18 protein-coding genes are annotated in these 18,566 nt (G+C 50.2%); 12 read left to right on the forward strand and 6 right to left on the reverse strand.

Features of this window, described 5'->3' with window-relative positions:
- Positions 1-74: 74 nt before the first annotated feature.
- The 5 genes from H70357_RS06010 to H70357_RS36500 form a co-directional block, all read right to left on the reverse strand.
- Positions 75-494: a MarR family winged helix-turn-helix transcriptional regulator gene (locus H70357_RS06010; RefSeq protein WP_052091857.1), complete on the reverse strand. Its 420-nt coding sequence runs from the start codon at positions 492-494 to the stop codon at positions 75-77.
- A gap of 76 nt (positions 495-570) precedes the next feature.
- Positions 571-1,539: a hypothetical protein gene (locus H70357_RS06015; RefSeq protein ID WP_038586914.1), complete on the reverse strand. Its 969-nt coding sequence runs from the start codon at positions 1,537-1,539 to the stop codon at positions 571-573.
- 50 nt (positions 1,540-1,589) lie between these two features.
- Positions 1,590-2,582 carry a hypothetical protein gene (locus tag H70357_RS06020; RefSeq protein ID WP_231578382.1) on the reverse strand — a complete coding sequence of 331 codons (993 nt, stop codon included), beginning with the start codon at positions 2,580-2,582 and terminating at the stop codon, positions 1,590-1,592.
- Entirely contained in the window at positions 2,572-3,480 is a 909-nt protein-coding gene (locus H70357_RS06025) for a helix-turn-helix transcriptional regulator (protein ID WP_038586920.1), read from the reverse strand. The genes H70357_RS06020 and H70357_RS06025 overlap by 11 nt, the downstream gene beginning before the upstream one ends.
- A 156-nt stretch (positions 3,481-3,636) precedes the next feature.
- Positions 3,637-3,825, reverse strand: a complete 189-nt coding sequence (locus H70357_RS36500; RefSeq protein WP_076111252.1) for a hypothetical protein — start codon at positions 3,823-3,825, stop codon at positions 3,637-3,639.
- 195 nt (positions 3,826-4,020) lie between these two features.
- On the opposite strand from H70357_RS36500, the gene H70357_RS35695 reads away from it, so the two are divergent.
- The 5 genes from H70357_RS35695 to H70357_RS06045 all read left to right on the forward strand — a co-directional run bounded on the left by H70357_RS35695 (position 4,021) and on the right by H70357_RS06045 (position 9,321).
- The gene (locus H70357_RS35695; RefSeq protein ID WP_156130819.1) at positions 4,021-4,185 is read left to right on the forward strand and encodes a hypothetical protein; all 165 of its coding nucleotides are present in this window, start codon (positions 4,021-4,023) and stop codon (positions 4,183-4,185) included.
- Between the two features lie 276 nt (positions 4,186-4,461).
- Positions 4,462-5,775, forward strand: coding sequence for an ABC transporter substrate-binding protein (locus H70357_RS06030; RefSeq protein ID WP_038586923.1), 1,314 nt, complete (start codon positions 4,462-4,464; stop codon positions 5,773-5,775).
- Positions 5,772-7,469, forward strand: coding sequence for a methyl-accepting chemotaxis protein (locus H70357_RS06035; protein ID WP_038586926.1), 1,698 nt, complete (start codon positions 5,772-5,774; stop codon positions 7,467-7,469). The genes H70357_RS06030 and H70357_RS06035 overlap by 4 nt, the downstream gene beginning before the upstream one ends.
- Positions 7,470-7,640: 171 nt before the next feature.
- Complete coding sequence (locus tag H70357_RS06040) at positions 7,641-8,483, forward strand: methyl-accepting chemotaxis protein (protein ID WP_038586928.1); 843 nt, start codon at positions 7,641-7,643, stop codon at positions 8,481-8,483.
- A gap of 184 nt (positions 8,484-8,667) precedes the next feature.
- Positions 8,668-9,321, forward strand: coding sequence for a M48 family metallopeptidase (locus tag H70357_RS06045; RefSeq protein WP_038598751.1), 654 nt, complete (start codon positions 8,668-8,670; stop codon positions 9,319-9,321).
- A gap of 48 nt (positions 9,322-9,369) precedes the next feature.
- On the opposite strand, the gene H70357_RS06050 is transcribed toward H70357_RS06045, so the two are convergent.
- Positions 9,370-10,245 carry a GNAT family N-acetyltransferase gene (locus H70357_RS06050; RefSeq protein WP_038598754.1) on the reverse strand — a complete coding sequence of 292 codons (876 nt, stop codon included), beginning with the start codon at positions 10,243-10,245 and terminating at the stop codon, positions 9,370-9,372.
- 192 nt (positions 10,246-10,437) lie between these two features.
- Between H70357_RS06050 and H70357_RS06055 the strand changes: the two genes are divergently transcribed.
- The 7 genes from H70357_RS06055 (at position 10,438) to H70357_RS06085 (ending at position 18,427) form a co-directional block, all read left to right on the forward strand.
- Positions 10,438-11,523, forward strand: a complete 1,086-nt coding sequence (locus H70357_RS06055; protein ID WP_038586931.1) for an outer membrane lipoprotein-sorting protein — start codon at positions 10,438-10,440, stop codon at positions 11,521-11,523.
- A gap of 228 nt (positions 11,524-11,751) precedes the next feature.
- A complete protein-coding gene (gene alr, locus H70357_RS06060) occupies positions 11,752-12,933 on the forward strand; it encodes an alanine racemase (RefSeq protein ID WP_038586934.1) in 1,182 nt (393 codons plus the stop codon).
- A 212-nt stretch (positions 12,934-13,145) separates the two neighbouring features.
- Positions 13,146-13,427: a CopG family ribbon-helix-helix protein gene (locus H70357_RS06065; RefSeq protein WP_038598756.1), complete on the forward strand. Its 282-nt coding sequence runs from the start codon at positions 13,146-13,148 to the stop codon at positions 13,425-13,427.
- A 3-nt stretch (positions 13,428-13,430) separates the two neighbouring features.
- Positions 13,431-13,781: a type II toxin-antitoxin system PemK/MazF family toxin gene (locus H70357_RS06070; RefSeq protein WP_038586937.1), complete on the forward strand. Its 351-nt coding sequence runs from the start codon at positions 13,431-13,433 to the stop codon at positions 13,779-13,781.
- A gap of 166 nt (positions 13,782-13,947) precedes the next feature.
- Entirely contained in the window at positions 13,948-14,556 is a 609-nt protein-coding gene (locus tag H70357_RS06075; protein WP_197073656.1) for a TetR/AcrR family transcriptional regulator, read from the forward strand.
- Positions 14,557-14,834: 278 nt separating this feature from the next.
- Positions 14,835-16,043 carry an MFS transporter gene (locus H70357_RS06080; protein WP_038586944.1) on the forward strand — a complete coding sequence of 403 codons (1,209 nt, stop codon included), beginning with the start codon at positions 14,835-14,837 and terminating at the stop codon, positions 16,041-16,043.
- Between the two features lie 185 nt (positions 16,044-16,228).
- On the forward strand, positions 16,229-18,427 hold the full coding sequence (locus tag H70357_RS06085) for a Tex family protein (protein ID WP_179091766.1): 2,199 nt from the start codon (positions 16,229-16,231) through the stop codon (positions 18,425-18,427).
- Positions 18,428-18,566 lie beyond the last annotated feature (139 nt).

Below are 18,566 nucleotides of genomic sequence, written 5' to 3' on the forward strand. Positions count from 1 at the left end.
TCAATGAAATAATAATCCATTCAAAAAGCACCGCCTTTCAGTTGCCTGAGGCGGTGCTTGCGCAGATAAGAGAGCTATTCAATAATTTCGTCCATCAGTATTTGAATTTTGGAGAGTGTATCCGCAATCTTGTCCAGCTCTGCGGTAGCGAAGCGGTCAAACAGATCAAGAATCCGCCGTTCCCCTTGCTCCGTAAGTATGATATTGACCACTCTGCGGTCTTCCTTGGTGCGTACCCGTTCAATTAGAGCTGCATCTTCCAATCTATCGCACATGGAGGAAGCGGCTCCCGGTGTAATGACGAATCGTTCAGAGATATCGGTGATATTCAGCTTTCCCGTAAGCCGCAGTTGGAACAACAGCATAATTTGGTTCTGGGTCAAGGATTCCTGCCTGTTAATTCTGTCAACGAAGGCCTGGGATTTATGCTGGACGGCTGCCATTCTATCCATCACCTGATGGATAGCTAATGTTTTCTCTTCTTCTGCGCTCATAGGCACGCTCCAATTTGTTATAGTTCTTAAAATATATAGAAGCTATAACTTTGTTGTCAAGCGTACCTGCTTCTGCTCAGCGTAGTCCAATATCGTGAAAACGGTTGGCAATGGGTTCACGCAGCAAGTGACGGATCGACTGAATGGCGGCGGTTTCGGCTGCCTTGGCAACGCCGAATAAGGTTATTAGTTCTTCTAACCTGGAAGGCGGGAGAGGTTGCGTATGGAGTTCAACCTGTGTGATCGCCTCGAATATTTCCGACAACCGGGTATAATGTGCGGCGATCTCTTTTGCAGCTGGCCAGTACGCCAGAACTTCCTGTGCATACTTTGCCGCATCTTGTTTGGCCGCAGTGTAGACAAAAAATGTTTCGGCGGCTCCTTCAGCGTCATAGCCGCCGGAACGAAGTGCTTCTACAATGGCATCATAAGCCGCAAGCCCGCATGCATAACCGGACTCCGGCAGCATGATGTCATGGGTTTCCGCTTTGAAGACCGCTTGTATGAAAGATTCTTTAATGGCCTGCAGCACATCTATCTCGATCTGCTTCTCGTAGACCTGATAGTAGGCATAAGGAGAGAGGTTCCGCCCTAATGCTAAGAAGGGGAGTTCCTGGCAGGAATCTGCTATCCCGTCCAAATAATAAAATAGCTGCTCTTGTTCATGGTATCCGTTCACAATAACAAACCGTTCTTTCCATACCACTGCGCCCGTTCCGCGGTCAATGCATGCTTTGATATCAGAGATGGCCTGCTGCTGGTAGAGAGGAAAGGTAGGTGTGAAATTAAATCCGCCCATTTGGGAGGCGGTTACTCCAATCAGGTCACAAGCTACAAGATGCTCCGCCATCCAATTGTAGGCCGTGGCCGAATCGGAATGGAGCTGCCTGTGAACGGAGAAGCGGAAACAGGCCGCCGTCATTCCGGACAACATACATTTCGGCAAAGTGAACCAGCCTTTCTCTGTCAAAATACCGTATAGGGCATCTGTAAACGAATGCGATTCCTGGCGGTATTGAAGCGAATGGAGAATGACTTTACTCATGAATAAATTCCTTCTTTCCGCCGTTCTTGTTCATAGCACGCGCTTAAATATTACCTTGCCGAATGTGCGCCCCATCTGGGCACAATAGAACGTTTGCGGTCAGGGTAACGTTCGGACACAATCCGGACCCGTTCCATTGCGCGTTCTTCGAGGGCCTCAGCTTTGGCCAGCGCTGCACATAATGAGGCTTGACGGTGCTCAGCCAGTTGACCTGTTCCATGAAAGGAAGGCAGAGATACTGCAAGTTCTTCCGTCATTAGGTCTGCCAATTCACTGTATATGTGATGAACTTCATCCAGTCCCGGGATCAGCTGATGTACTTCCTGCAAATAATCCCTGATCTCCCTTCGTGCGTATACGTAGGAATCCAGAATATATGCGGCACCCGAAGAATCAAAGTCTCCCAGCTTCAAGGCTTGAATCAGGTATGAATAGGCGAGCCGGCCTGAGGCGATTTCCTTATCCGGCCATGTTTTGTAAGGTGTCTCCCAGTCATAGAGTGCCAGACGGAGAGATTCGAGCACCGCATCCTTCAAGGGAACCTCTACCTGATTGCCGAACACCTGGCAGTACCAGAAGGAGGTGAAGTTGATGCCGAAATTGTCATACAACACCACTTGGCTCTCCCCGGACCAGCCGTCCTGCAGATAAAATACCTTATCCGCATCATTATAGCCGTGAATTACCCCGAACTCCGGAATCCAATACAACGCTCCCACACCGGCATCTATGCTTTGTTTGATCCAAGCGATGGCATCCTGCTGATACACTTCGAACGAGCTGTGCCTTGTGCGTCCGCCGTCATAGGCTGTGTGAATCCCCAGATTATCAATGGCAGGTGCATGCTCATTTCCCCACTGCCCGTATGCCGTAACCGACATAGGTAGAAGCCTGCGGTGCACCGAGAATTTGAAGGCCATGCCGCTAAGCCCGGAAAGCATATACTTTGGTCCTTCAAACTGCTGCGCGGCTGTCAGGATGGCATATAAGGCGTCTGTAAAAGACTTCGATTCACGTTTCATCTGAATATTATTAAGGTTCACTTGGATTCTCCTGTGGATTCAGCAAATCAAGCATCGCTTGGCATCTGCTGCTTATTTTGACTTGCAGCCATTGGGGGGCCAAAATTTGCAGCCATTCTGTAGTGAGCAGATGCTGCACGAACATCTCCGGATCGAAAAAATCCACTTCGTAAATGTCTTTATCTATAAGATGTACCGGAAATCCGAGCCATGATTCTCCTTTGGGTGTAGCAGCCAGGCGGATCTGTGCCGTAAAAGGCTTGAGCTTTCGGACCTGTTCCTGCCGCAGTCCGCCGTCGGCTTCTCCATTGAACCGCCGCTCAGTCAGCTTCAAAGAACGGATGGAGGATAGCCGGAAGTGCTGGGGCGGACTATGTTCTGCCGTCTTGGCAATGACATGGTCATCATCGTAGTGGTTAACAAGCTTCAACGGGCAGATTTCCTGTTCACCCTCCTGCCCATCATGAACAATTCTTACAACTATACATTCTTTGATGGCATGCTCCAGCAGCTCAATATACTGCAGCACATGTACATTTACCGTAAAAATCGGCAGCTGTGCCTCTGCACCCGGCTCCTGATCATCGGTAAGCCGCTCCAGCAGGCTGCCAATCCGCCGTACTGCCGCTCCATTCTCGTAATTATAGCGGCTGTACCGGTAAGCCAAATATTTCAGAATCTGCTTTTCCTGATCGGTCATATAGAGATAGGGAAGCATGAAGCTGTCATCCTCATAGCAATACCCGCGTTGCTTCGCCACATATTGCAGCGGAGCCCGGAGGGAAGAGGCCATGTATTCGATATCCCGCTGAGCCTGGCGCTTGGAGATTTCGAACTGCCCGGCCAGATGATTGCTGTTCGGATAACGCCTCGCCTTAATCTGCTGGTCGAACCATTGAATACGGTGGATATGGCTCAAGTAAGACGCTCCCTTTCATGATTATGGGAATCAGAGCTTGGCCCTGTGTTTGTTTATTTCGAGTATAAGGAACCCGGCGGAATGAAACAAGGATGCCTGCACCTGTCTTATGCAGATGCGCATAAAAGAGAGAGGCATCCCCGACTAAGGATACGCTTAGCCTGTTATAGCATCAACTTTGACTTGCGGCGCTTTACTGCACCGCTTGCATACCTTAATTCCGGTTCCATCGCTCTTCACTTTTGGATAGAGCAGTTTAATGCGCGTAGTTTCACAGATCGGGCATGTCCCCCGGCCCCGTGACGGCAAGTTCCAAAGTACGCGGCCCCGTTTTGTTTTCGGCATAATCTTGAACCTCATTTCACAGTTTGAATGGTACCTTCGTAGTATAAAACAAGAGGTACGACATAAAATGTCGCACCTCTTATAAATCTCAATCCAAATAAATGAAATAAAATACAATATTTATGCTCTTTTTTATATAAATGAATTGATTTTCCCTATATACTTAGCAGAATCTACTGTAAAGGAGAGTTTGCGATGAGCAATATCATCACGATTCTGAGCGTTGCTGCAATAGCTGTCATTATGCTTTTGATGAATAAATATGTGAAGAACAAAAGCCGGATGCGCCTCGTGCTGGCCATTATGTTTGTGCTCTATATTTCTACGTTTATCATCATAGGAATGTTAAAGGGTTCATGAAGATGTCCCCAAAACTGGATACATATTAAGATGAGGAGTCCGTGCAGAGTGCGGGCTTTTTTTGTTAAAAGATAAGAATTTATATGCTTCACGTTATAATTTATCCTTCTATTTCTCGCTGAAACGGATACCGTCCTTTTGAGGACGGTATCCGTTTCCACTTGTCTGTTCATAAAGCAGAATCACTTTCCGATAAAGAAAACAGTTGTTGAATGTGCAAAATACTACATTTTGTTTGTTTATTCGACATCACTAGATAGATAGGGCGGTGGCTTTATGAGGGGAAACAAAGTATGGGGGTTATTGAAGGTGTGGGGGGCCCTCCTGGTCCTAACAGGAATTGTAGGTTGCAGCAACTCCGGTGACGGAAACAAGGAAGAGGCAGCAGCTCAGGAGGTTACACTAAAGTTTGTGTGGTGGGGGAAAGAGCAACGCAAAGAGGACACGCAGAAGGTAGTTGATTTGTATATGAAGGAGCATCCGGGCGTCAAGATTGTGACGGAGGATTTCTCAGGTACAGATGCGCTGTCTTCTCGTCTGGCTATGGATACGGCGGATCAGAAGGCTGCTGATATTATTCAGGGGGATTATGGATTTATATTCAATTATATTAATCGGGATCTCATTGAACCGCTTGGCCCTTATATTAAGAATAAGAGTCTTTCCATATCGGATGTTCCCCCGGAGTACCTGGCTCCAGGCATGAAAAATGATGAATTATATGCGGTCAATATCGGCATTAATTCAGAAGCTCTGATCTATGATCCGGCATTCCTTCAGGAGGCGGGCATTAAGGCACCTTCCCAGGATTATACAATAGATGAGCTGTACAAGACACTTGTAGAACTAAAAGAAACTATAGATGATCCCGATTTCTATCCGATGGGGAATATGTTTGCTGTGAGTTATTTTCTGAGAACCAGAGGCGTATCCATGTACAATGCGGAGGGAACGGCTCTTGGATATGATGATGACAAAGATCTGGCGGATTATTTCACCCTCTATAAAAAATGGACAGAGGAAGGGTTGATAGGCTCATTTAAGGGAGTCAGCAATGATGAGAATCATCCGGTAATAACCGGGAAGACGGCCTTCTTCTCCGTTTCCAGCAATGCATCGACAATCTTGAGCAGCAAGGCAGGAAGAACCATCAAGCTGCTGCCGCTGCCGAAGGCCGGGGACAAAGAAGGGCGCTTTATCAAACCCTCCATGTTCCTCGCGGTGTCATCCTATTCTAAATATCCGGAAGAAGCAGCCAAATTCATTGATTTCTTCATTAATAATGCGGCAGCCAATGACATTCTGAAGGGAGAACGGGGAGTTCCTGTTTCCACTGTGATTGCTGCACAGCTCTCCGGCAAGCTGGGAGAAGGGGGAAAACAACAGTACGAGCTGCTTGACTATCTCAAGACTCATTCATCCCCAATCGATCCTCCTGCTCCAAGCAGCGCCTTGATTGCTGACAATGCCTATAAAATCATCCTGGAACGTGTGCTGGACGGCAGCATAACCCCGGAACAAGCAGCTAAGAGTTATCGGGCAGAAGCCACCTCAATTCTGGACACAACAGATAAGGGGGCAACGAAATGAGCAGACTCAGAAACATGACGATTAAAAATAAATTATACGGCGGGTTCGGCCTGATTCTGATCCTCCTGCTGGTTGTAGCCTTCACCAGCTACTTTTACCTTTCCAAGGTCAATGATACCTACACACAATTGCTGACGAACAAATCCCAATCGGTTCAACTGATCAAGGATTTGCGAATTGCCGTGGAGCAGGAAAGGGCAAGCATCAGCGGTTTCCTGATTGATGGAGATGAGTCCAAAGTAGCTGATTTTGAGGGAGCGAAGAATCAGTTCCGCACTGCTCTTGGTCAGCTGAAATCACTCACTACCGATCGTGATGACAAACAAATCCTCGCCGGACTCGATCTCCTGCAGGAGCATTACAGCGGTACTGCTATGCAAGTTATCGACAGTAAAAAGCGGAATAACAGCGATTATCTGGAGATCCTGCAAACGCAGGGACCTGTTCTAAGTAAATTCAGCAGTACGGCAGAACGGTTTGTTAAGCTTCAGGAGGAGGAACTGGAGCTGGAAGCTAATACAACCTTCAGTGATGTATCGGCTACTAAGAAGCTGGTCATTGCATTGACAGGCGCAGCCTTGCTTCTGGGAACTCTGGCCGCGGCTCTGATCAGCAGGGCGATCTCGAACCCGATCCAGAAGCTCCAGAAGATGGCGGTTCAAATTGCCGGAGGGGATCTGCGGAATACTCTGGTGGAGATCAAGAATAAGGACGAGATTGGGCAATTGGCTGAGGCCTTCAATAACATGGGCAACCACTTGCGTGATCTGATCCGGGAAGTGGGCACGAATGCGGAGCATGTTGCCGCCTCATCGGAAGAGCTGACAGCCAGCGCGGAACAAACGGGACAGGCTACGGAGCATGTTGCGTCCATTACGGAGAAATTAGCGGAAGGAGCGCAGACGCAGGTAAACAGTATCGAAGCCAGCGTTGCGCTTGTTCAGAAGATGGACGGAGAGGCCGCGCAAATTGCGGAGCGTTCTATTCATGTCAAGGAATCGGTGGATGTAGCATCCGACCTGGCCACCAAAGGGATTCAGGCGGTTGAATCAGCAATTCACCAAATATCGGCTGTATCAAAAAATGTAAGTGAGGTTTCAGGAGTGGTCAGCGCCTTGGCCGAAAGCTCCAGAGAAATCGGCGAAATCATTGCAATTATTACGGATATAGCGAATCAGACGAACCTGCTGTCGCTAAATGCGGCGATTGAAGCAGCGAGAGCAGGAGAGCATGGCCGGGGTTTTGCTGTAGTAGCCAGTGAGGTGCGCAAGCTTGCGGAGAAGACTGCAGAATCCGGGAAACGCGTCTCTGAGGTAATTCATTCGATTCAATCGGAGACAAGCCGGACCCTCACAATGGTCAGTCAAGGGGAGAAGGAAGTGGAGGCCGGCATTTATGCCGTCCAAACCGCCGGGCAATCCTTTGCCGAAATCGAAGCCTCCATACAAGAAATTAACGAACAGATTGGAGGCGTCTCCGATGCTTCCCAAGAAATGTCGCATGAAACTCATGAGCTGGTAGTTGCCTTTGAGCAGATCAACAGGATCACGTTGGCCTCCTCCGAGGGGACCTATGACGTATCCGCCTCGGCGCAAGAGCAGTTGGCCAGTGTGGAGGAAATTGCAGTGGCCTCAAGAATGCTGTCCGAGCTTGCTCAGGAGCTTCAGGAAAGTATTTCGAAGTTTTCAGTCTAATCAATCTATTGTTAAGAGGGGAACGTTTCTTCCTGGTTTCATAGTTTTATCTAGTTATGACAGGATAAATACGCAATAGACCAACCCAAAAGCAAGGACTAAATGCCTTGTCGGGTGCGTTTTCCTCCGTGCTATAATGATCTAAAATCCTTTATTAGGAGCTGTTGTGTCGTGAAGGGTCAAAATGAAACGGAGATTGAACAATTACTGGATGCTTTGAGAATATCGTTGCCGCTTGTGCAGCGTTTGTTTCCGCTGGATGTCATGTTCGCATTAGCCGATTCGGACAAGTTCATCTATTATCTGCCGGGGAATGAGCTGGACATCCGCATTCAAGAGGGAATGCCGGTTCCGCAGAATGGCGGGATCCGAAGATCCCTGGACACCGGCGAGACGGTTAGTGCAAATATTCCGAAGGAAATCTACGGATTGCCCTTCAAATCTTCGTCTATGCCGATTCAGGGGCAAGACGGGAAGGTTATCGGTGTTTTTACCATTGGGATCAGCCTGCACAATCAAGAAACGTTAAGCGATGCGGCCAATACTCTGGCAACAACCTCTGAAGAGATAAGCTCCACCTCCGGGGAGATAGCCGGAACTGCTTCTGATTTGGCGAATACCGTAGGCGATCTTAAGCTGCTCGGCCAGAAGGTTGTCGAAGAGCTGCATAGTACGGATGAGATTTTGGATTTCATCAAAAAGGTGGCGGACAACTCCAATCTGCTGGGCCTGAACGCTGCAATCGAAGCTGCACATGCCGCCGAGCATGGCCGGGGATTTGGGATAGTAGCGCAGGAGATTCGAAAGATGTCGGTCTCCAGCGCCTCCTCTGCCAAAGAAATCGCCAGCATCCTGCAGGCGATCAAGAAGAACATTACCCTGATGGATGCAACCCTGCTGGATTGTCTGGCACAAAGCGAGCGCCAGGCTGCGGCAACGGAGCAAATCACCGCGTCCATGCAGCAGTTAGCCGCTTCTGCAGTGGAGATCGAAAAGATTGCCCGTCTGATCTAACCCGGTCATTGGCGTTTCATACCAGTGATCTGAGGAGAACTGAATAATATATTAGTGTGAAGAGTCCCCGGTGGACTCTTTTTTATTGTGGTGTGTGAAGAGATGCGCACTATGAAACTCTGTATGCTATGCTAGCAAACATGTTACAGTGGAGGAAAGAATATTTATAGAAGCGATGGTGGCTATGCAGATTCAGTTACAGGATGAAATGATTCAAATCCATGTACAGTACGCGAAGCGGAAGAAGATTTCCCTTCATATAGATGCAATTGGGCTGATTACGGTAAAAGCCCCCAAGGGGACAAGCGACGAAATGATTTTGGGCGCAGTGGAGCGGCACGGCGAATGGATTCTGGACAAGCTGCGCAAGGGCCGGGAGGCACGGCAGGCACCCAAGGCGAAGGAATATCAGGAGGAAGGGAAGTTTCTTTACCTTGGGAAGGAATACCCGCTGCATGAATTGATTAACGTCGGTGAATGGGATGCGGAGAAGCTGAAGCTGGAACTCAAAAAGTTCTATTTTGCCAGCCTGAAGAAGATTGTCGCGGAACGGATCACCGTTTATCAGAATCAGCTCCGCGTAAAACCGAAGACGATCGAAATCGTTGAATCCAGAACCAAGTGGGGGAGCTGCAGTGCGGACAAGAAACTGACGTTTAATTACCGCCTGGCGATGGCCCCCGCCCAGGTTATTGATTATGTGATTATCCATGAGCTATGCCATCTGCTGCATATGAATCATGACCGGTCTTTTTGGCGCCGCCTCGGGAGTGTCATGCCGGATTACAAAGAGAAGGAAGAGTTTCTGGCCCGGTTTGGGCAATTCATGACTCTCTAAACATAGCAGATCCCGGGGTTGCGGCTGACTTGCCCTAACTTCCGGTTTCTAGGCGATAGACGTAGCTGGATGCTTCATGTGGGCCGGAAATGAAGAGTTGCCGCAGGTTCTCACAAATAAGCCGCCCGGGTAAGGAGTGCTTTCCGCTTCAATCCCTATGTAATCCGGAGTGAAATGAAAAACTATTTTTTCAGTTTCACTGCTGGCCAGCTTAGCCAAAACAGCTTGAATATCAATGGCTTTCGTAAACACAATGTCGAAAATATTCAGCTCCTTGCCTTCCTGCTTGCAAATAGCTATTACGTCCTCGTTCTCCAGGTAATAGAGGTCGTCGCTGAAGACGTTCAGGCAGTAGAACATCAGCAGCCCGAGCGTGCCGTCTGTTCCAAAACGCCGGGATACCGGCAATCGCTGTGCTGCGAATGTGCGGATAAAGTTTAGATCATCCGGCTGAGTCCCGTTTAATTTCCGGATCCCCGCGGAGTCGGTGCTGCCTGAAGTACAGTCGATAGAGAAGAGCTGCTCCTGCGCCGGGATAAAGCCAAACCTCGGATAGAAATCGAGCACCGTATCATTGGCAAAAAGGTACATAAAATCAACCTGATTCGCATACTCCTCCACTACCCTATTCATCAGACTGGCAGACAAGCCCTTATGCCGGTAATCCGGATGCGTCATTACGGTTCCGATCTGGATCGCCTTTTTCTGCTGGCCGTCCATGATCAAGTCCAGCACATTGACTGAAACATTCGCAATCACCTGCTCATCCTCGATATAAGAAAAAGGAATATACCGTTCATTCCAGAACCCTTCCTGATACCACTGTTCGAAGCTTATTCCAAAGCTGCTGGCGGCAAGCCCGGACAGGCTCTTTCGGAGCACCTCATTTTCTTTGTAATCTTTCCTGAAAATAAATCCCTGCATAACTTGTACCCCTTTCAAAAAGCGTTGCTTAAAACAATTCTGCACGTCCCCAGCCAGTTCCTTTGTTGAATCGTCCATACGGCTAATTCGAACCTCTTGTCATGCTTGTCATGCCCGTCTGCATATTGCGGTGTTGTCCCTCATAGACATGTACTAATCAATGCATTCAAAACAGGTTAAGGGGATGATGTCATGCGCCGGATAACATGGGTACTCGCGATCATAATGAGCGTGGCCCTGGTGCTCGCGGGGTGCGGGAAGAAGGATGCCGCTTCCGTAGTCAAAGATTTGAACAATGTGTCTGACAAGCTGGAGAGCAAGCAGGGGGCCTACCAAGGTGCCGGCACGATGACCCTGTACACCGGCGAACAGCCGCAGGAGTACAAGGTGGAGGTGTGGTACAAAAATCCTTCCTACTACCGGATTAGCCTCTCCAATGTCCAGAAGGATGTAACGCAGATTGTTCTGCGCAATGATGAAGGGGTGTTCGTGCTGACACCGAGTCTGGGCAAGAGCTTCCGCTTCCAGAGCGATTGGCCGGATAGCCAAGGCCAGGTGTATTTGTACCAGACACTGCTCAACAGTATTGTCTCTGATAACAACCGCCAGTTTACGGTGGATGGGGACAACTATGTGTTTGAAGTCGCGGCAAATTACCAGAGCAGCGCACTGGTACGCCAAAAAATATGGCTGACCAAAAAGACCTATGAACCGAAACAGGTGCAGGTCTCCGACTCCGAGGCCAAGGTTGTGGTCGATGTGAAGTTCGACAGCTTCAAGTTTGATCCGGAGCTCAATAAGGATTCTTTTGATATGCAAAGAAATATGGCGAACGGTACTCCTTCCGAAAGCACGGTAGCCGAGGTTGATGAGAACGGCAATCCGGTGGCTGCACCGGAGGACAAGGAACAGGCAGATCAGCCGGTTGCTGCGGAGCTTGGCGATTTCGGCATCATTGAACCGGAGTATATTCCTGCCGGTGTAGAATTTAAGGACAGCCACAAAATCGAGGATAGCAAGGATCATTCAGCAATCCTCCGTTATGACGGAATTTACCAGTATACGATTATGGAAGCCCGTCCGCTGGACCACACGGTATCGCTGGTTCCGGGAAAGGTAATCGATCTTGGCTTTACCGCAGGGCTTCTGAGCGGCGATGAACAGCTGACTCTGACCTGGATGAACGACGGCGTGGAATTCCGCATTACCAGTGCGAACCTTCCGAAGTCCGAAATGATGCAAATTGCCGCTTCTATGGCGGAACAATCGGGTAAGTAATATTCAGTAGGCGGATACTGCGCATTGTGGGAGCCCATTCCTCTACAAGCCGTATCCGCTTTTTACTTATTTTTGCCGTTAACCGCCCCTTTGGAGGACCAATCAGCAAGATAGCTGTACTTACATTGACAGCCGCCTTCCATTAGCATTACCATTGGCAGTAAGACTTGTGGTTCCATACGACAATCACAGAGATGTTTTACTACAATGTAAGAAGGTGACCCTGAAGTGCAAGTAAGCTATCGACCTACAGTAGCCGAGATTAATCTGGATGATCTGCGTGCCAATTACGAAGCCTTTCGTGCGGCCTTGCTGCCGGAGACTAAGTTTATGGGATGCGTCAAAGGAAATGCGTACGGCCATGGAGCAGTGGAAGTGACGCGGGAGCTTGAACGACTCGGAGCGGATTATGTTAGTGTAGCCTTTTTGGATGAGGCATTGGAGCTGCGTCAGGCGGGAATACTAATTCCTATTCTGGTGCTCGGCTACACCTCGCCGGAAGGAATAGCCGTTGCCTGGGAGTACAATATAACCGTAACACTGTTCACACCGGATGTACTGGAGGCAATAAGAAGGCTTCCTATAGATCCGGAGCACCGGCTGAAGGTGCATATCAAGATTGACAGCGGGATGGGAAGGCTGGGATTGCTGCCGGCTGACGCGCCCGGTTTCATCGCTGAAGTGCATTCTGTAGCGCAGGCGGAGCTGGAGGGTATGTTTACCCATTTTGCCAAGGCAGACGAAGAAAACAAAAGCTATACACTGATGCAGTACCGGCGGTTCATGAGCGTGGCGGAAACGCTTCGGGACAGAGAGATTGAAATCCCGATCATACATACGGGCAATAGCGCTACGGCCATTGATACACCTCTTCTATCCAGTAACATGGTGCGTGTAGGCATAAGCTTGTACGGATTTTATCCATCGACTGAGGTTAGCCGTACAAAGGTGGCTTTACACCCGGTAATGACGCTGAAGACGCAGGCAGTTTTTGTCAAGACCCTGCCGCCCGATTGGGGCATCAGCTACGGCACCCGTTACTTCACAGACAGCGAAGAGATCATTGCTACGCTGCCAGTGGGGTACGCAGACGGATATTCCCGCATGCTGACAGGCAAAGCGGAGGTGCTAATACGTGGACGTCGCGTTCCTGTCGTCGGAACGATCTGCATGGACCAGTGTATGGTATCGCTCAAATCTTTCGCTGAAGAAGCGGAACAAATCAAAGCTGGCGAAGAGGTTGTACTCATCGGAAGCCAGGCTGGCGTGTCCATCACGGCAGACGAACTGGCGCTCCATTTGGGAACGATTCACTACGAGGTAATCTGTATGCTGGCCCACCGGGTGCCCCGCGTATATGTGCGTGAGGGTGCTACTCCGAACCTGGTGAATCCCCTGCTGCAGGCTTGATGTTCTTACTGTGTAACTTTTACAGGAATCGATAAAGGAAGCTGAACCGTAAAGACCTATGTGACTTATGGTCTATACGAACCGCCATTTCTAGTTTATAATGGGATGCAGCATACTTGATATACTGGTTGCATATATTCCTTGTATAAAATTCCTTGTATATTGTAACACTGAAACACAAGGGCAGAAGGTTTGTGGGGGTGGAAGAGAAGGTGGCCAATTTGCAGAACACCAAAAGAATTATGATCAGCTTGCCCGATCATCTCTTACAGGAAGTGGATGGGATCGCTCAATTGGAGAACTCTAACCGGAGTGAATTGATTAGGCAGGCCATGAAGCTGTATTTAAGCGAACGGAGGAAACGCATCATTCGTGAGTCCATGCAGCGGGGCTATATGGAAATGGCCAAGATCAATTTGACGATGGCATGCGAGGCCTTTCTCGCTGAGGAAGATGCAGACAGTACTCTTGGCCGCTTAGTAAGCGGGGTGTAGATATTGATCGTTAAACGCGGCGACGTTTTTTTTGCCGACCTTTCGCCTGTTGTAGGTTCAGAACAAGGCGGAGTACGGCCGGTACTGATTATTCAGAACGATATTGGCAACCGTTTCAGCCCGACGGTGATTGTGGCAGCCATCACTGCCCAGATCCAGAAGGCCAAACTGCCGACGCACGTGGAAATTGATGCGGCAGCCCACGGCTTTGACCGGGATTCCGTTATTCTCCTCGAGCAGGTTCGGACAATTGACAAGCAACGCTTGACCGATAAGATCACCCACCTTGACGATGATACAATGAAGAAAGTGGATGATTCGCTGCAAATCAGTCTGGGCCTGATCGATTTCTAAATCAGGCAGGGCTACATAGTATAGAATGTGTAATGGAGGCACGTCCGGTGTATAATCCGGCGTGCCTTTTTAATTGTATGGAAACTGTATACGAATCTGTGGCTTAAATGTCTTCACTTTAAACAATAGCTATGCTACAATTGGACCGGACGGTCGGGTTAAGGAGGTGGTCGGAATTAAAGGACGTTCTGACGGAGAAGAAACGAAAAAGCGGATAGTGCTAAAGGCAACACAGTTATTTGTTCAGAAAGGTTTTGCAGCGGTGACCATGAACGAAGTCTGTACGGCGGCCAAGGTGAGCAAAGGGAGTTTATATCACCATTTTCCGAGTAAAGATGAACTGTTTCTATATGTAGTAGAAGACGATACCGAGCAGTGGCTCAGCGATTGGGAGCAGAAACGGAACGGAATCAGCGGCATCGAGGAACGTTTCTATGCATTAGGCGAGCATTATGCGAAAGATTTTCAGAATCCGCTGATCCGCGCGCTTGAGGAATACGCCAGATCCCGGCCTCATTCAGAAGAGGTTCAACAGCGTCTCTCCCGGCTCTACGAATCGGCATCACAAGCCTGCCGTAATCTGCTGCAGGAGGGTATGGACACTGGGTACCTGGTCAAGGGCAACCTGGACAATTACGTAATTATTGTAAGTGGCTTGCTGGAGGGAATCAGCAGAGTCAGCGAGATTACAGTTCTGGCCAGCGCGCCGGAGGATATCATGGAGTATTACCGGGATGCCATACGGCTGCTGCTGCAGGGGATACGTACCGGATAGGCATTGAGAATAAGCGTGCCTGTGAAGACAGAGCACTGCTATACGCAGGGGCCGGTTTTATTTTATTGCAGGATTGAGCCCAAAAAATTAGTTTGAGGAAGTTGTTTTTTATTTACCCTTAATTAGACCGGATGGTCGGTCTTGTGTGTCTTATTTAAGGTTTTTCATTTGTAGAATAAAAGGTATGGCAACTGACGGATAAGCGGATATTTAACTATAAGATAAATAGAACCACCCCTACTTGAGGATTTGGTTGCGGGAATACGGAGGTTATTGCAATGTCATTACTGCTAAGAAACCGGGGCGCTATGCTGCTCCTTATGCTGAATATTTTTCTGGCGTTTACAGGCATCGGACTGGTTGTTCCGATAATGCCTACTTATATGAATGAGCTGCAGATCGGAGGCAGTGTTGTCGGGTTGCTGGTGGCCGCCTTCTCTGTAACCCAGTTGATTGTGTCACCGTTTGCCGGCAGACTGTCGGACCGGATGGGCCGGAAAAAAATTATCGTCGCCGGCTTGATTGTTTTTTCACTCTCGGAGCTGCTGTTTGGGTTGGCAAATGCGCCCTGGCTGCTGTTTGTATCCCGAATGCTAGGAGGTGTCGGAGCAGCGCTGATTATGCCTGCGGTTATGGCTTACGTGGCGGATACGACCTCTACAGAGGAACGGGCTAAAGGAATGGGACTGATCAATGCGGCCATCACCACCGGTTTTATTATCGGACCGGGAATTGGCGGGTATCTGGCAGAGTTTGGTATCCGTGTGCCGTTCTTCGCGGCAGCAGTAGCAGCGGCTTTGGTGGCTGTGATAAGTACATTTGTATTGCCGGAATCGCGCACCGCAGCCCAGCGTGAAGCTGTGAAGACAGCACAGAACGATAAAGAGAGCCTTGTATCTCAACTGGTGCGTTCCTACCGTGAACCCTATTTCTTCGGGTTGGTTATTGTATTTGTACTCTCCTTCGGATTGGCGAATTATGAAACAGTATTCGGGTTGTTTGTGGATCATAAATTTGGATTCACCCCTAAGGATATTGCCTTTGTCCTAACCTTTGGCTCCATCTCGGGGGCTGTGATTCAAGTTACGGCGTTCAGCTGGATATTGAATCGTTTTGGTGAAAATAAGGTCATTTCGTTCTCTTTACTTGTCGCGGGCCTGTTCATCTTCCTCACACTGTTTGTACACGGCTACTGGGCCATCGTTGCAGTGACGTTCATTGTGTTTCTTTCGATGGATATCCTGCGCCCTGCTGTCGGAACACAGCTCTCTAAATTGGCGGTGGAATCGCAGCAGGGCTTCGTGATGGGCATGAATTCTGCCTATACCAGTCTTGGCAATATTGCCGGTCCGATTGTGGCCGGAGTCCTGTTTGACCTGGATATCAACTTCCCGTATGCCGTGGCTGCACTAGTGCTTGTTCTGTGCTTTGGGCTATCGCTAGCATCCGCTAAGCGGATGAACCGGCGGGGCCTGCAAATGAAATGATCTGTGGTTCCTGTATAGGAATGATAATATACTTCGCAGCAAGCCAGCTTTTTCCGGGTCAATGAATCCCTAAACTTTGGTAGATAGCCAATTTGTGATACTATTTCAGGTAGGGATTATAAGAACGCAGAACGTGTGCGGAAAGAGGGATTCAATTGGCTGCAGAAAATACGAATGCCGGTACTGTGCCGGATGAAGCTGCTGCACGGCAGGAGCAGGAACTGATTACCGCGGCGATTGCCAAAGAGCTGGGCATTAGCCTGAAACAGGTGCGTACGACGGTAGGCCTTCTGGATGAGGGGAATACAATTCCGTTTATTGCGAGATACCGTAAGGAAATGACCGGTGAGCTGGACGAGAACGCTCTGCGTGATATTGAGGAAAGGCTGGCCTATCTGCGCAATCTGGGTGACCGCAAGAAAGATGTCATCCGCAGCATCGAGGAGCAGGGCAAGCTGACAAAGGAGCTGCATGAGCAGATCCTGAAGGCAGTCAAGCTGCAGGAAGTGGAGGATCTGTATCGTCCCTTCCGGCAGAAGCGCAAGACGCGGGCAAGTGTGGCCAAGGAGAAGGGGCTGGAGCCGCTGGCGAACTGGGTCATGGAACAGCGCCGGCAGGGGCTTCCGCTGGAAGAGGCCGCTAAATATATTGATGCGGACAAAGGCGTGGAGAGTGCTGAGCTGGCGCTGCAGGGCGCGATGGATATCATCGCTGAGAACATTGCCGATGATCCGGTCATCCGTTCCTGGATACGCCAGTACACCGCAAGTCAAGGGGTGCTGGTCTCCGAAGCCAAGGATGCTGAGCAGGAGAGCGTATACGAGAACTATTACAGTTACCGTGAACCGGTACATAAAATGCCGCCGCACCGGATTCTCGCCATCAACCGCGGAGAACGGGAGAACGTGCTAAAGGTAGGCATTGAGGTGACTACTGACAAGATTCATGCCTTTATCTCGCGGAAGCTGATCAAGGGGCCGTCCCCGGTTAAGGAATTGCTGGAGACTGTGACGGAGGATTCCTACAAGCGGCTGATCGCTCCGTCTGTTGAGCGCGAGGTGCGCGGAGAGATGACGGAGAAAGGAGAGAATCAGGCGATCTCGATCTTCTCCGGGAATCTGCGCAGCCTGCTGCTGCAGCCGCCGGTCAAAGGCCGGAACGTGCTTGGCGTTGACCCGGCTTACCGTACCGGGTGCAAGCTGGCCGTTGTGGACGATACCGGCAAGCTGCTGGAGGTAGCGGTCACTTATCCGACGCCGCCGAACAACAAGAAGAAGGAGGCGGCGGCGAAGTTCAAGGAGCTGATTGCCAAATACGGCATTCAGCTGATCGTAATCGGCAACGGCACCGGCTCGCGGGAGACGGAGCAGTTCACCGCCGAGGTCATCGCAGAGATCGGCAATCCTGAGCTGGCGTACCTGATCGTTAATGAAGCGGGAGCCAGTGTCTATTCCGCCTCCAAGCTTGCGCAGGAGGAGTTCCCGGATCTGGATGTGGCCGAGCGCAGCGCCGCATCCATTGCCCGCCGCGTGCAGGACCCGCTGGCGGAGCTGGTGAAGATCGATCCGAAGGCGATCGGAGTCGGGCAGTACCAGCATGACGTCTCCCAGAAGCATCTGGAGGAGAGCCTGAAGGGCGTTGTGGAATCCGCGGTTAACCACGTCGGTGTCGATGTGAATACAGCATCCGCATCCCTGCTGTCCTATGTTGCGGGCGTGAATGCCACAATCGCCAAGAATATTGTGAAGTTCCGCGAGGAGAACGGCAAGTTCGTGACCCGCAAGGCGCTGCAGAAGGTGCCGCGCCTCGGTGCCAAATCCTACGAGCAATGCATCGGCTTCCTGCGGATTCCCGGCGGGGACAATACGCTGGACCGCACGCCGATCCATCCGGAGTCCTATCCGGTGGTGGACCGCCTGTTCCGTGAGCTGGGGCTGGAGGTAGCCCGGCTCGGCAGCAAGGAGGTCGCTGAGGAGCTGCAGGCACAGAACGCCGAAGAGCTGGCTGCGAAGCTGGATGTCGGCGTGCCTACACTGCGCGACATCCTTGAAAGTCTGCAGCGCCCGGGCCGCGATCCGCGCGAGGAGCTGCCGCTGCCGATCTTCCGCACCGATGTGCTGAAGATCGAGGATCTGGTTCCCGGCATGGAGATGCAGGGAACCGTCCGAAACGTAATCGATTTCGGCGCCTTCGTCGATATCGGAATCAAGAACGACGGGCTGGTGCATATCTCCCAGCTTAGCGGCAGCTTCGTGAAGCACCCGATGGACGTCGTCTCAGTAGGAGACAATGTCACCGTGTGGGTCATGGGCGTTGACCTCAAGAAAGGCCGGGTCAGCCTGACCATGCGTCCGCCGCGCAGCGAAGCAGGCAGCGCCAAGTAAATCTAACAGTAAGCCCTCTGCAGATTGCGGGACTGACCCCGTAACGCCGGCAGGGGGCTTTTTTTCATCACCAATGGCTGACTGTTGGCTTGCACCCCGAACTAGCCGATTGCAAAGTAAGTATTGTGCTGCCGTATAA

Source organism: Paenibacillus sp. FSL H7-0357, from assembly GCF_000758525.1.
Taxonomy (GTDB): domain Bacteria; phylum Bacillota; class Bacilli; order Paenibacillales; family Paenibacillaceae; genus Paenibacillus_AQ.

Coding starts and splice junctions, on each gene's coding strand:
- H70357_RS06055 (WP_038586931.1), top strand. CDS start 10,438: ATGCGCCGGATAACATGGGTACTCGCGATCATAATGAGCGTGGCCCTG.
- H70357_RS06050 (WP_038598754.1), bottom strand. CDS start 10,245: ATGCAGGGATTTATTTTCAGGAAAGATTACAAAGAAAATGAGGTGCTC.
- H70357_RS35695 (WP_156130819.1), top strand. CDS start 4,021: ATGAGCAATATCATCACGATTCTGAGCGTTGCTGCAATAGCTGTCATT.
- H70357_RS06030 (WP_038586923.1), top strand. CDS start 4,462: ATGAGGGGAAACAAAGTATGGGGGTTATTGAAGGTGTGGGGGGCCCTC.
- H70357_RS06035 (WP_038586926.1), top strand. CDS start 5,772: ATGAGCAGACTCAGAAACATGACGATTAAAAATAAATTATACGGCGGG.
- H70357_RS06080 (WP_038586944.1), top strand. CDS start 14,835: ATGTCATTACTGCTAAGAAACCGGGGCGCTATGCTGCTCCTTATGCTG.
- H70357_RS36500 (WP_076111252.1), bottom strand. CDS start 3,825: ATGCCGAAAACAAAACGGGGCCGCGTACTTTGGAACTTGCCGTCACGG.
- H70357_RS06045 (WP_038598751.1), top strand. CDS start 8,668: ATGCAGATTCAGTTACAGGATGAAATGATTCAAATCCATGTACAGTAC.
- H70357_RS06010 (WP_052091857.1), bottom strand. CDS start 494: ATGAGCGCAGAAGAAGAGAAAACATTAGCTATCCATCAGGTGATGGAT.
- H70357_RS06015 (WP_038586914.1), bottom strand. CDS start 1,539: ATGAGTAAAGTCATTCTCCATTCGCTTCAATACCGCCAGGAATCGCAT.